Raw genomic sequence first — 13,546 nt, 5'->3', positions numbered from 1 at the left:
AGGAGGTTTTGGCATCCTTCCCTGCATCTCTGACGCTGGTCATTATCGGTAGTACTCTTCCAGACGCGCCAGTTCTTGCTCGACGGTCCCCATCATCACCTCCCACTGCGCCTGGGTTCGCTGCCTTGCAGCGCCGTTGGCAGGGTACAGAAAGTCGACGACGCCTGAGCTCACTCGATCCCTGTTGGCAACGCCAAAGACTTCGCTCGTCAAGGCACGTGCCAGCATCTCCAGTTCCGCAGCATGATTGATCCAGCGCCAGTCATGCTTGAGTACGACTTTATCAAGCAGGATGCACTGCTTTTTGAATGTACGCAGCGCTACACCAAGCGGGCTGGTACTCAGTTGAGCGTTGAGCCAGTCACTGTCAGCCCCGGCTTTTTGCTCGGCACCGGGACCGAAGAACCATTCGCCGAACTCCATTTCTATCTCGCGAAAAGCCACACTGGCGTCCCACAGAATGTTCAAAGCCTTGTGCTGAAGAACATCGTGTTTCCAGGTGCCGTACGCGGCAAAAATCACGCCCGCAATGCCGATGGCAGCCATTGCTTCGAGCAAGGCGGATGTCGAATGAATGATTTGCCAGGCTTGTACCGGACCGACCCTGACACTGAAAAAGGCAGCCAGTACAAACACTGCCAGAGCCAGGCAAGCGCTGTAGAAACCATAGGCGTAGGGATCTTTCATGACACGCCTGCTGCTTTATTCAACGGACTGGATTGATCAACAGCACGGATGATTGATCTGAGAGTAGCCAAGCCTGATTGGCTTTGCCTTTCCTATGCGACAACAGGGCAGGTTGAACCAAACGACCTGCATAACTGCCAAATTCAGCAACCCTTTTACATGACAAGGGGGATGCAGGCGGTGGACGACAGCACAACAGCCCCCTACCCTGACCAATTCTCACTTCGATCAACAAACAACAGGATGTGTTGAATGCTTATGAAAAAGACGCTCTGGCTCGGTCTGTTCACCGCGCTGTCCCTCAGTGCTCAAGCCGCATCGCTGGATGTACCGGTCAACCTGGTAAGCGCCGACGGCGCCCCGAAACCCATTGGCAGCGTGCATATCGAAGAAACCGACTACGGCCTGCTGTTCACGCCAAAGCTGACCGACCTGCCCGCCGGGGTGCATGGTTTTCATGTGCATGAGAACGGCAGTTGCGATGCGGGTATGAAAGACGGAGCCAAAGTCGCGGCCCTGGCTGCAGGCGGTCATTTCGATCCTGAAAAAACAGCCAAGCATCTGGGCCCGTATGACAAGAATGGTCATCTGGGCGACTTGCCAGCCCTTTATGTGACGGCTGACGGCAAGGCTGACTATCCGGTCCTGGCACCGCGCATCAAGGCTCTTTCGGAAATCAAGGGCCATGCGCTGATGGTACATGCCGGTGGCGATAACCACTCCGATCATCCCAAGCCGTTGGGCGGTGGCGGTGATCGTGCGGCCTGTGGCGTGATCTGACACCCTACAGGGCAGCGTATGCGCGCATACGCTGCCCTCGGCAGGACGGTGCCAGGCTGCCTATGCGGCAGTGAAGCTGGATTTCTGAGCGGCCTGGATGGCGGTGAATTTCTGAGCTGCCTATGCGGCAGGAAAGCGGGTACTTTGCCTGATCTTCTCTTGCTGTAAAAGTGCAAATAGCCGCCTTCAGCCAATTGACGCGGCTTCCTACGAAGTACATAGCGTATTGACTTACAAAGCCTACGCTCTTGCCAAAGGCAGGGCTTGCCTCGCTTATCATTCACCGATCAAGCTCACCGCCCTTTCCCCTGATGCATCATCTCTTGAAATCACTTGTCCCATATCGAGAACCAGTAAGCTGTCAACGCACACGGCATCAGGGATGTATCGTATGAAACCCACAAAGCCCATCACCCGCGCCTTTTGTGTCGAACTGCAGCAGGAGCTGTCGATTGTCGCTGCGCGGCGTGAATACTTCTCCCAGGAACCACCCCGCGCCCGCTTCGAGTTTCTGTGCTCAAGCGAGCCGTGCCGCGCGCAGGGCGTAAAGGTCACCGGGGTGCGTTACGACGTCAAACCCCAGGACAACCCGACATTTGTCTCGGCGCACTTCCGTGCCAATCCACATTATGACCACCACGCCGATTGCGAATGGGTCGATGACAGCGACCCTGAGACCGAACTGACATCCTCAAGCGATCCGCAGACCCGGCTACGCCAGCTCAAGCGCAAGCTCGACGATGCCATCGATGTCTTCGATCCGAACCCGAAGGAGCCGGTCAAGGAAGCCGCGACGCGCGAGCGGGTTGGCAAACCGTCAGAACAGCCTGCCCCCGCAGGCCTCGTGCTGCCGCCCAAGGAGCCGGCCACCCCGCGCTACAGCGAGACCCGCACCAATAACCTGGAGCGCCTGGTGGACTTCTACCGTCAGGCCAGGGCCGAGCTGTCGCCTGAGGATTTCAAGCACCTGACGCTACGGGTTGCAGGGCAAGGCGAGGTCACGCTGCGTTCGTACTTTCGGCACATCAAGTACGCACAGGCCGGTGACAAGGACCGGGTGATGTTCGGTGGCGGGCTGGTGGAGCGTTATGGCGTCGGCTTCAAGTTCGTGTTTTTCGATCGCATCGACGGCAAGCGGGTCAGCCTGTACATCTCGCCGGCGAGGATGCAGGCCTATCGCTCCAGCCGCTACATCAACGAACTGCTCAGCCACGCCGATGAAGTGAAGTTCTTCACTTTTTTTGCTCTGGGCAACCTGGTCATGAGCCCTTCGGGCAAGAGCCTTAGCCTGGAGGTCGATGACCTGCGGCATTTGGCGATTGTGCTCGGGCCGCCCAGGGAGGACGCGGCATCTGCCGAAGAGTGAAAGAAGGACGCCATTCTGCATTGTGGGAGGGGGCTCTGCTGCAGGCAGCGAGCCGACGATGAGGCCGGCAAGGCCGATATATCTGCTGCGTCTGCTCCATCGCCATCGCCGGCAAGCCGCCTCCCACAGTCCGGTGTCAGGCACAAGATTCCGGGCGACATCAATCCTGTGGGAGGCGGCTTGCTGCGGGCGGCGATCCGACGATGAGGCCAGCAAGGCCAACACACCGGCTGCGCCTGTCACACAGCTATCGCCAGCAGCTGCCTCCCACAAGTATGCATCGAGACTTAGCTGATCGACATCAAGCCATGCTTGCCTTTTCCATGCGTCGACAGCGGAGGGGTCAGACCTTGACGATCCAGCCTTGTGGCGCCTCGACATCACCTTTCTGCACGCCGGTCAGTTCCTTGTACAGCCGCTGGGTCACAGGACCGACTTCGGTCTCGCTGTAGAACACGTGCAGCTTGTCCTTGTAGGAAATGCCGCCGATCGGTGTGATCACCGCGGCGGTGCCACAAGCGCCGGCTTCCTTGAAGGTGTCGAGCTGGTCGATGAACACATCGCCCTCTTCGACCGTCAGACCCAGGCGGCTGGCGGCCAGTTCGATCAGCGACAGGCGGGTGATGCCTGGCAGGACCGACGGCGAGCGCGGGGTCAGGAACTTGTCGTCGTGGGTGATGGCGAAGAAGTTGGCCGAGCCGACTTCCTCGATCTTCGAGTGGGTCTGCGGGTCGAGGTAGATGCAGTCGGCGAAGCTGTTTTTCTTGGCTTCGGAGCCCGGCAGCAGGCTGGCAGCGTAGTTGCCGCCGACCTTGGCGGCACCGGTGCCGTTGGGGGCGGCGCGGTCGTAGCCGGAGATCACGAAGTTGTTCGGCTTCAGGCCGCCCTTGAAGTAGGCGCCGACCGGAATGCAGAAGATCGAGAAGATGAACTCGGGTGCGGTGCGTACGCCGATGTTGTCACCCACGCCGATCACGAACGGGCGCAGGTACAGCGCACCACCGGAACCGTACGGCGGGATGAAACGCTCGTTGGCCTTGACCACCTCTTTACAGGCCTCGATGAAGGCATCGGTCGGTACTTGCGGCATCAACAGGCGCGCGCAGCTGCGCTGCATGCGCTGGGCATTCTGGTCGGGACGGAACAGGTTGATCGAACCATCCTTGCAACGGTAGGCCTTGAGGCCTTCGAAGCACTGCTGGCCATAGTGCAGGGCCGTGGAGCCCTCACTGATGTGCAAGACGTTGTCTTCGGTCAACGAACCCTGTTCCCAGGCGCCGTTGCGCCAGTAGGACAGAAAGCGCTTGTCGGTCTTGATGTAGTCGAAACCCAGATTGTCCCAGTTGATGCTTTCTTGACTCATAACGCCCTCTTTCTTTTTAGCAGACTGCCTGGATGAGTCAGGCCAAGACCGTATTCTGCCAGATGATTAGCGTTCTGAGTCTGAAATCACGCAGCCTCAACCAACCGGAACGGCCTGGGCGGCCTGTCGCTGGCGCATGTAGGTCAGGAAGCTTTCAGGGTCGCGGGTACACAGGTCGCGGGCGATGGATTTGACCTCGTCCATCGGCCAGTCCCACCAGGCCGCCTGCAGCAGCTCTTCGCGCATGGCCTCGTCAAAGCGCCAGCGGATGAACTTGCAGGGATTGCCGCCGACCACCGAGTAAGGTGCCACGTCACGGGCAACCATGGCACCAGCCGCGACGATCGCGCCATGACCGATGGTCACCCCGGAGAGAATGGTCGCCCCGGCGCAGATCCAGCAGTCGCTGCCGATCACTACATCACCCTTGCTGGGGGCGTAATCCTTGATATCGTCGAGGTTGTCGACCATGGCCGGAAACGGGTAGGTGGTCAGCCAGTCGGTGCGATGCTCGCCGCCCAGCAGAATGCGCACTCCTTCGGCGATGGACGTATAGGAGCCAATGCGCAGGACCGTGTCATCGCCGAACTCCAGCACTTCGGGAATACCGTACGTCCCGACACCGACCGTATAGCGCGGATACCGCAACCTGATCTTTTCGGCCGAACGCTCCAGTTTGTCCATGCGCCGCAGATGCTTTCTTGTTTTTCGTTCTTTCAACAGCTCAAGGAATTTCATGGGACTCCGGATAGTGAACAAGAGGCTCAGCGATGCAGTACCAGGCGTTTGAAGCGACGCCAGGTGGTGGTGTTCATGTATTTGAAAGGAATGTCGCGCAAGAGTTTCCACGCGTAGGGCTTATCGCTGACCACCGCGTACTTGAGGGCCTTGTGCAGCGCACGGGCCTTGGCGCTGGGATAATCGGGATGATCGACATAGGGCGAGAGCGCCTGCAGGTCGGCATCGAGCAGTACCTTGTACTTGCGCGACAGGTTATTGGGATGGCGCCGGTAACGGGTAACCTTCACCGGCAGCACATCGATGCGATAACCCTTGGCGGCAATACGCAGCGTGATCTGGAAGTCCTGGACCTTGATGGCCGGATCATAGCCGCCGGCGTCGCGCAGCGCCTGCATGCGGTACAGCGCCACCGGCGCGCCGACCACCACGGCGTCGCGCACCACCTCATCGAAATACAGGCACTCGACCTCATCGCGATGCTGGCACTTGAGGTCCTTGCCATCGCAGTCCATGTAGGTGATCAGCGCGCCGACAATACCGACCTGCGGATGCTGGTCCAGATACTCGGCGCGAATGCGCACCGAAAACGGCAGCATGATGTCGTCCAGGTCCGGCGTGGCCACGTACTCGCCACGGGCATGGCGCAAGCCATGATTGAGCGCGGCACTGACGCCCTGATTGGGCTGGCGGTAGAGCTGGAAAGGATACCTGGCCTGAAGGGCCTGCAGCCTGGCGTAGCTGTCATCGGTAGAGCCATCATCGACGATGATGACTTCGAAGTGTGCATAGTCCTGGGCAAAAATGCTGTCGATGGCACAATCAAGGTATTTCCCGGCGTTGTAGCAGGGAGCAATGATGGAGACGAGCGGCGCTTGGGTGGCGGCCTGTTGTTGATTTGACATCATGGTAAGTCACACATCATCAAGGATAACTGCAGCCCGAAAAAAGTGAGTGCACGACGTTGAAGCACTCCCTGCAAAAAGCAAATCCTTGTCCACTCCCTGAGACTTCAACACAGCGCTTGTACATGTAAACACCTTGAAGCCGTAAGGTACGGATTCACGACGTGTGGCGTGCCGCGATTATCGGGCTGTAATGCACGGCTTTGAAAGCAATCTAACAAATCGTTACCAATAAAAAAGCCCTGTTCACAGAACAGGGCTTTTGGGTACCGCTCAGGCAGGCCTCAGAACGCGTAAGTCACCAGCAATTCCTCGGTCACCTTGAAGTCCACCGACATCATTACGCTCAGGGCGGTGATGGTGACGATGGAGAATACGAACAGCTTGCGCGCCCAGACAGTATCGTCGACGGCCTTGTAGCCTTTCCAGGCCATGTACAGCCAGTACATGCCCATGCCGGCAGCCACGGCGAGGTAGTTCAGACCGGCATAGCCGCCGAACGTCAGCATCAGGGTCGCCACCAGGAACGCCAGGATGTACAGCAGGATATGGCGTTTGGTGACCAGGATGCCACGCTCGACCGGCAGGACCGGAATCTTCGCCGCGCGATAGTCGTTGAAGCGGAAGATCGCAATGGCATACGAATGCGGCATCTGCCACAGGCTGAACATCACCAGCAGTGTCAGGGCGGCAAAGTCGAAGCTGTTGCTCACGGCGCAGTAGCCGACCACCGGAGGCATGGCCCCCGACAGGCTGCCGATCAGCGTGCCATGCACCGACTTGCGCTTGAAGTACAGGCTGTAGAGACCGACGTAGACCACGAAGCCGATCACTACCAGCAGCGCCGACAGCGGGTTGGCGTAGGTGTACAGCAACCCCACGCCCGCCACGCCGAGAATCGTTCCGTACAGCAGGGCCAGTTTCAATGAAACCAGGCCCTGGACCAGCACACGGTTGCGCGTACGCTCCATGCGCTGGTCGATGTCACGGTCGATGCAGTTGTTGAACACGCAACCGGAGGCTACGACCAGCGAGGTCCCGATGATCGCCGCCAGAAGCACGACCAGATCGATATCCCCCTTGGAGGCCAGGAAAAAGCCACCTGCCACCGAAAGCACATTACCGAAAATGATCCCCGGTTTGGTGATTTGGATAAAGTGCTTCAGCGACATCAGGATTTCCTCACTGCGCCATCATTTCACGGTGGATGCTGAAGATGATCCACAGCGACAGGCCGACCAGGAACACGATCACCAACGCGGTGAAGACAAATGCCGTCACGTTGTTGCGCTGCGTGTTGCTGAAGTCCAGGTGCAGGAAGTAATGCAGGTGCACCAGGATCTGGATGATCGCGAAGGCCATGATGATCATGATGGTAGTGTCTTTCGGCAGAACCGGAGACATCACCAGCGCGAACGGTATGGCCGTCAGGATGATCGACAGTACGAAGCCGATCATGTACGACTTCACCGAGCCGTGGCTGTGATCGTCGGCGTGGCCGTGATCACCGGCAGAGTTATGTGGATTAGCCATTTACAGCGCCCCCAGCAGATAAACGATGGTGAACACGCCAATCCAGACCACGTCCAGGAAGTGCCAGAACAGGCTCAGGCAGCTCAGGCGGGTCTTGTTGGTGTTGGTCAGGCCCTTTTTCTGGACCTGATACATCATGATGCCCATCCAGATCAGACCACTGGTCACGTGGACGCCGTGCAGGCCGACCAGCGAGAAGAAGGCTGACAGGAAGCCGCTCTTGCTTGGACCGTAGCCTTCGTGGATCAGGTGATGGAACTCGTAGACTTCCATGGCGATGAACGCCGCACCGCACACGAACGTCAGGGCCAGCCAGGCCAGGACCTGGCTCTTGTTGCCCTTGTACAGTGCCAGCATGGCAAAGCCGTAGGTGATCGAGCTGACCAGCAGGAACGCGGTTTCCACGGCCACGAATGGCAGCAGGAAAATGTCCTGGCCCGACGGGCCACCGGCGACGCTGTTTACCATCACGGCATAGACCGCGAAGAACGAGGCAAACAGCACGCAGTCGGTCATCAGGTACAGCCAGAAGCCGTAGACCGTCATGCCACCACTGTCGTGGTGATCGTCATGCCCGTGGTCATCGTGGTCGTGACCATGGGCTCCGGAGTGAATAGCGGTATTAGACATTGTTTAAACCTGTTCCAGCGGAGACTTGACAGGAGTGTAGGCACCGTTGGCCGCCAGGACCTTGTGATGCTCACCTTCGATACGTGCAACCTCTTCGGCCGGCACCATGTAGCCCTGGTCGTCACGCGCAGCGTGAGCAACGAAGACTGCGATGGTTGCCACCAGGCTTGCGCCCACCAGCCACCAGATGTGCCAGATGAATGCGAAACCGAAGACGGTCAGCAGCAGACCCATGTACATGCCGGTCGGCGTGTTGTTCGGCATGTGGATCGCCGAATACTTGGCCGGAACCTGGTACGCAGTACCTGCGCGCTTGGCATCGGTGAAGGCATCGATGTCCTTGGCCTCAGGCAGCACGGCGAAGTTGTAGAACGGCGGTGGCGACGAAGTGGACCACTCCAGGGTGTGGCCATTCCATGGGTCGCCGGTGACGTCCGGGTTCTTGTGGCGGTCGCGGATACTGACGAACAGCTGGATCAGTTGCGAAGCGATACCACAGGCAATCAGCACGGCACCGAACAGCGCGATGTCCAGGTAGACGTTCCACTCTGGCATGTCGGTCGCGTTCAGGCGACGGGTCATGCCCAGGAAGCCCAGGGCGTACAGCGGCATGAACGCAACGAAGAAGCCGACGATCCAGAACCAGAACGCGGACTTGCCCCAGCCTTCGTGCAGCTTGAAGCCGAACGCTTTCGGGAACCAGAACGCGAAACCTGCGATGTAACCGAAGACCGCACCGCCGATGATCACGTTGTGGAAGTGGGCAATCACGAACAGGCTGTTGTGCAGAACGAAGTCAGCACCCGGAATGGCCAGCAGAACGCCGGTCATGCCGCCGATCGAGAAGGTGACCATGAAGCCCAGGGTCCACATGACCGGCGCGGTGAAGCGCAGACGGCCCTGGTACATGGTGAACAGCCAGTTGAACAGCTTCACACCCGTCGGGATCGCGATGAGCATCGTCGCCAGGCCGAAGAAGGCGTTGACGTTGGCGCCGGCGCCCATGGTGAAGAAGTGGTGCAGCCAGACCACGAAGCCCAGTACGCAGATACCGCCGGACGCGAAGATCATCGACTTGTGGCCGAACAGGCGCTTGCCGGTGAACGTCGAGATGACCTCGGAGAACACACCGAACGCTGGCAGGACCAGGATGTACACCTCAGGGTGACCCCATGCCCAGAACAGGTTCACGTACATCATCGGGTTACCGCCCAACTCGTTCGTGAAGATGTGGAAGTCCAGGTAACGGTCGAGGGTCAGCAGGGCCAGACACGCGGTCAGGATCGGGAACGAAGCCACGATCAGGACGTTGGCGAAGGTGCAGGTCCAGGTGAAGATCGGCATGTCCATCAGTTTCATGCCAGGCGTACGCATCTTCAGGACGGTGACCAGGAAGTTCACACCCGTCAGTGTCGTACCCAGTCCGGATAGCTGTAGCGCCCAGATGTAGTAGTCAACCCCCACGCCAGGACTGTATTGCAGGCCCGACAGCGGTGGATAGGCGACCCAGCCCGTCTTGGCGAACTCACCGACACCCAGGGAGATGTTGATCAGCAGCATGCCGGCGACCAGCAGCCAGAAGCTCAGGGAGTTCAGGAACGGGAAGGCAACGTCACGCGCACCGATCTGCAGTGGCAGGACGATGTTCATCAGGCCGGTGAAGAAAGGCATCGCCATGAAGATGATCATGATCACACCGTGAGCGGTGAAGATCTGGTCATAGTGCTCAGGCGGCAGGAAGCCTTCGGCGCCGTTCTGCGCCATCGCCAGCTGGGTACGCATCATGATGGCGTCGGCAAAGCCGCGCAGCAGCATGACCATGGCCACGATGATGTACATCACGCCGATTTTCTTGTGGTCGACCGACGTCAGCCACTCGGTCCACAGGTAGTTCCACTTCTTGAAGTAGGTGATTGCACCGACCACGGCCAGACCGCCCAGAGCGATCATGGCAAGGGTCACCATGACTATCGGCTCGTGGAACGGTACTGATTCCAGACTTAATTTGCCTAACATTGTTTACTCCTCTGCCCCGGCAGCTGAACGTTCGCTCTTGACCGCACCATCGGTACCGGTGACCTGTTTCTGGTCACGGATGCTCTGCTTGCTTGGCCCGTGGTTCATCCCCTCATACTTGTCGATGATGATCTGGAACAGACCAGGCGTGACAGTGGAGTAGAGTTCGACAGGGTTGCGCTCGCTAGGTTTGAGCAATGCTGCGTATTCAGCCGAGTCAAGCTGTTTAGGTGAATTCTTGACTTCGTTGATCCAGGCCTCGTAATCAGCCTGGCTGGTTGCGATAGCCTTGAACTTCATGCCGGTGAAGCCCGCGCCACTGTAGTTGGCCGAGATACCGTTGAACTCGTGGTTTTCGTTGGCGATCAGGTGCAACTTGGTGTGCATGCCCGCCATCGCGTAGATCTGGCCGCCCAGACCCGGGATGAAGAACGAGTTCATCACGCTGTCGGAAGTGACCTGGAAATTGATCGGGGTATTGGCCGGGAAGACGATCTTGTTGACCGTGGCAATGCCCAGTTCCGGGTAGACGAACAGCCACTTCCAGTCCAGCGAGATGGCCTGGATGACCACCGGCTTGACGTCGGAATCCAGAGGACGGTACGGATCGAGCTTGTGCGTCGACACGTAGGTGAAATAGCCCAGGAAGATCAGCAGGATGATCGGCACGCCCCAGACAGCCACTTCGATCTTGGTGGAGTGCGACCAGTCAGGCGTGTACTTGGCAGCCTTGTTGGTGGCGCGGTATTTCCAGGCGAAGATGAAGGTCATGAAAATGACCGGGATGACCACGATCAGCATCAGCAACGTGGCGATAACGATCAGGTTGCGTTGCTCGATACCCACCTGCCCTTTCGGGTCGAGCAGCGGGAAGCCTTCACAACCACTGAGTAAAAGCATACTCAACAGGGCCAAGTAGCCAAAAAACCTGGGGTACCTATTTTTACTCATCTCACGACCTCTAAAAGCAGCTTGCGCGGTGCTGTTGGGTTTCGACCGCCAACACTTCACCCTGCCAGTGCCGGCATATTTTTTAAAATTGAACAAGGGCCTGCCAGAACGCGGTAGCGAAACGACAAATCCGGTTTTAGCTTGGAGTCTCTTATCCTGAATGGCTGAAGGCTGCCTGTGGTGCACGACAGTCTTCTTCAGCGCGGCCATTCGGTGCGCTCTGAGGCAAGCGTTGCGCGGCCTGTAGGGTACACAGCGGCGCTCCGGGCCTCAAAAACAGCTAATCGCCAAGCCGGGCCGGACGATAACTGCGGGCGATTGTAGATATGTAAGTTTTTATTGACTATGCCTTATTTTGTAACAGTTAATCTCAGGCACGGTAACAATTGCAACATATTGTTGTCTCCGAGCCTGGTAAAACGCCCCGTCAAACGGGGCATTCCTGACTAAAGTCCTTGTAAACCATAAGGCTTACGCCGGTTACGAATGATCCCCAAGGGAACCAGCACAGCCGTCAGAACGAATGCTACCAGAGCCCACTGCGCCAGGGACAGTCCCAGAACTGGCGGATAGGGTGTGGAGCAGAAGCCGCTGACCTGAAACCCCAACGGAAACATTGAAGCCAAGGGTAGACCATCCACGATCGGTTGCAGGGTGTCGATACCACAACTGACCGCCGGATTGGCCAGCACCCAGACATGCCGGCCAGCTGCCGCAATGCCGCCGATGGCACTGAGCACGACCAGCGTTTCGAGCAGCGTCAGGCTGCGCCGGCCGGGCATTGCCGCACCGATGAAGGCGAACAAAGCGATGCCCAGCAAGGCGTAGCGCTGCAGGATACACAGCGGGCAAGGCGCTTCGCCAAGCACCACCTGCATGTACAGGGCGCCGCCGATCAGCGACAGGCAGATGATTCCCAGCAGAACCAGAAAGCGTTTCTCGCGCCTCAGGTACAACATGTTGTCGCTCATTCACTTACCTTTCGAATTGGAGTGCGGTGTTGGCCGCGATGATCGGCGTCATCTGCCGACAACTCAAGGGGTTGGGCGCTCTGCGGGCGCTTTTTCCGGCTGGATGGCACCGCAGTTGGCGCCCTTTTGGGTGCGACCATCGGACGCAGATTTCTTCCTTATATATAGAAGGCTGCGGCCTTTTGTCGCACACCCCTTATAAAGGCCTTAATGCGCTGATTTGTCGCACACCCGCCCCCATAAACGATGCGGTGATTTGCCGCAGGCTTTGCACCCCGAACGGGGCGTGGTCATTTGTCGCAGGCCTGCCTTTATAAAGAAGCCTGCGATCTTTTGCCACACCGGGACGTTGATATCGGCACTGGATTTGACGTCAACAAAGCCAAACTGCCAGTATAGATCTACATTTTTGTCGACCTGAGCCACCGGCCTGTGCCAAAAGCGTGAACCGGCTCGCGGGCCAAATCATGCCAACCCGCTATTCTCAGTCCATGGTTCACGGTCAGCTGCACAGAGATGCATTTCCTGCCTGCAGCCGTTATCCCGTGGTCGACGCCACTCCATTCAGAAGGTTCTTATGTCCACCAGGAACGTGCGGGCAGACTCTCTCTCGTTGCTGCTGTTCACCTTGCGTAGCGGCAAGCTGATGGCAATCAACCTGCTCAAGGTCAGCGAAATCATTCCCTGCCCTCCCCTGACCCACCTGCCCGAGTCGCACCCTCACGTCAAAGGCATCGCCATTCTGCGCGGTGTCTCGCTGTCGGTGATCGACCTGAGCCGTGCCATTGGTGGCCAACCGCTGGCCGACCCGGATGCCGGCTGCCTGATCGTTACCGATGTGAGTCGCAGTAAACAAGGCCTGCATGTGCAGGCTGTAGTGCGCATTGTCCATTGCCTGAGCACTGACATCCGCCCCCCGCCCTATGGCTCCAGCAATCGATCCTTCATCACGGGTGTCACCCAGGTCGATGGCGTCCTCGTGCAGGTACTGGACATCGAGAAAGTGATCCATGGCATCTCGCCGGCGCAGATCATCGCCGAGCCGGACCAGTTGAGCAGCGAAGAAACCGAACTGCTGAACACGGCGCGCATCCTGGTGGTCGACGACAGCCAGGTCGCGCTGCAGCAATCGATCCTTACGCTGCGCACGTTGGGCATCGAATGCCACACCGCGCGCAGTGCCCGCGAGGCCATGGATGTATTGCTGGAACTGCAAGGCACACCCGGCCAGATCAACATTCTGGTTTCGGACATCGAAATGTCCGAGATGGACGGCTACGCGCTGACCCGCACCTTGCGTGAAACCCCGGACTTCCAGGACCTGTACATTCTGTTGCACACCTCACTCAACAGCGCCATGAACAGTGAAAAGGCCCGGGCGGCCGGTGCCGATGCGGTCCTGACCAAGTTTTCGTCACCGGAACTGACACGTTGCCTGGTCGAGGCCGCACGCGCCGTGCAGGCCGACGCATAACGGCTGCACTGCAGGACTGACGCCGAATCAGTCAAGCCAAATCTGGTCGAATGCTGAACGTGTGGGCGGGGCCGGCCGGCAATCCGACGATAAGGCCGGCAAGGCCAAATCATCTGCTGCGCCTGTCCCATC

At 58.5% G+C, this 13,546-nt stretch carries 13 protein-coding genes; 3 read left to right on the top strand and 10 right to left on the bottom strand.

Features of this window, described 5'->3' with window-relative positions; translation table 11 throughout:
• Positions 1–42: 42 nt before the first annotated feature.
• A complete protein-coding gene (locus tag DGA31_RS11090; RefSeq protein WP_109512541.1) occupies positions 43–687 on the bottom strand; it encodes a hypothetical protein in 645 nt (214 codons plus the stop codon).
• 258 nt (positions 688–945) lie between these two features.
• Here DGA31_RS11090 and sodC point away from each other — a divergent pair, with 258 nt between their 5' ends.
• Together sodC and DGA31_RS11080 are read left to right on the top strand one after the other, a co-directional pair.
• Entirely contained in the window at positions 946–1,467 is a 522-nt protein-coding gene (gene sodC, locus DGA31_RS11085; RefSeq protein WP_109512624.1) for a superoxide dismutase family protein, read from the top strand.
• Positions 1,468–1,858: 391 nt separating this feature from the next.
• Positions 1,859–2,833, top strand: a complete 975-nt coding sequence (locus tag DGA31_RS11080; RefSeq protein WP_109512540.1) for an ATPase — start codon at positions 1,859–1,861, stop codon at positions 2,831–2,833.
• 343 nt (positions 2,834–3,176) lie between these two features.
• Here DGA31_RS11080 and DGA31_RS11075 read toward each other — a convergent pair whose 3' ends face one another.
• From DGA31_RS11075 to DGA31_RS11035, 9 genes are all read right to left on the bottom strand, one after another.
• Positions 3,177–4,250, bottom strand: coding sequence for a branched-chain amino acid aminotransferase (locus DGA31_RS11075; protein WP_269084957.1), 1,074 nt, complete (start codon positions 4,248–4,250; stop codon positions 3,177–3,179).
• A gap of 42 nt (positions 4,251–4,292) precedes the next feature.
• On the bottom strand, positions 4,293–4,934 hold the full coding sequence (locus tag DGA31_RS11070; RefSeq protein ID WP_056841536.1) for a CatB-related O-acetyltransferase: 642 nt from the start codon (positions 4,932–4,934) through the stop codon (positions 4,293–4,295).
• A gap of 26 nt (positions 4,935–4,960) precedes the next feature.
• Positions 4,961–5,842 carry a glycosyltransferase family 2 protein gene (locus tag DGA31_RS11065; protein WP_109512539.1) on the bottom strand — a complete coding sequence of 294 codons (882 nt, stop codon included), beginning with the start codon at positions 5,840–5,842 and terminating at the stop codon, positions 4,961–4,963.
• Between the two features lie 281 nt (positions 5,843–6,123).
• The gene (cyoE, locus tag DGA31_RS11060) at positions 6,124–7,011 is read right to left on the bottom strand and encodes a heme o synthase (RefSeq protein WP_109512538.1); all 888 of its coding nucleotides are present in this window, start codon (positions 7,009–7,011) and stop codon (positions 6,124–6,126) included.
• 10 nt (positions 7,012–7,021) lie between these two features.
• Positions 7,022–7,372 (bottom strand): cytochrome o ubiquinol oxidase subunit IV, encoded by a 351-nt coding sequence (gene cyoD / locus DGA31_RS11055; RefSeq protein WP_056841539.1) that lies wholly within the window; start codon positions 7,370–7,372, stop codon positions 7,022–7,024.
• Complete coding sequence (cyoC, locus tag DGA31_RS11050; protein ID WP_056841540.1) at positions 7,373–8,002, bottom strand: cytochrome o ubiquinol oxidase subunit III; 630 nt, start codon at positions 8,000–8,002, stop codon at positions 7,373–7,375.
• Between the two features lie 3 nt (positions 8,003–8,005).
• Complete coding sequence (gene cyoB / locus DGA31_RS11045) at positions 8,006–10,018, bottom strand: cytochrome o ubiquinol oxidase subunit I (RefSeq protein WP_056841541.1); 2,013 nt, start codon at positions 10,016–10,018, stop codon at positions 8,006–8,008.
• A 3-nt stretch (positions 10,019–10,021) separates the two neighbouring features.
• Positions 10,022–10,969 carry a ubiquinol oxidase subunit II gene (cyoA, locus tag DGA31_RS11040; protein ID WP_056841542.1) on the bottom strand — a complete coding sequence of 316 codons (948 nt, stop codon included), beginning with the start codon at positions 10,967–10,969 and terminating at the stop codon, positions 10,022–10,024.
• A gap of 446 nt (positions 10,970–11,415) precedes the next feature.
• Complete coding sequence (locus DGA31_RS11035; protein WP_056841543.1) at positions 11,416–11,940, bottom strand: disulfide bond formation protein B; 525 nt, start codon at positions 11,938–11,940, stop codon at positions 11,416–11,418.
• A gap of 577 nt (positions 11,941–12,517) precedes the next feature.
• Here DGA31_RS11035 and DGA31_RS11030 point away from each other — a divergent pair.
• On the top strand, positions 12,518–13,414 hold the full coding sequence (locus DGA31_RS11030) for a chemotaxis protein CheV (protein ID WP_056841544.1): 897 nt from the start codon (positions 12,518–12,520) through the stop codon (positions 13,412–13,414).
• Positions 13,415–13,546: the final 132 nt, after the last annotated feature.

It is taken from the genome of Pseudomonas ovata, assembly GCF_003131185.1.
In the GTDB taxonomy this organism is placed as follows: domain Bacteria; phylum Pseudomonadota; class Gammaproteobacteria; order Pseudomonadales; family Pseudomonadaceae; genus Aquipseudomonas; species Aquipseudomonas ovata.
Note: the sequence above shows the minus strand (reverse complement) of the source record. Positions and strands in the feature narration are given on the sequence as shown.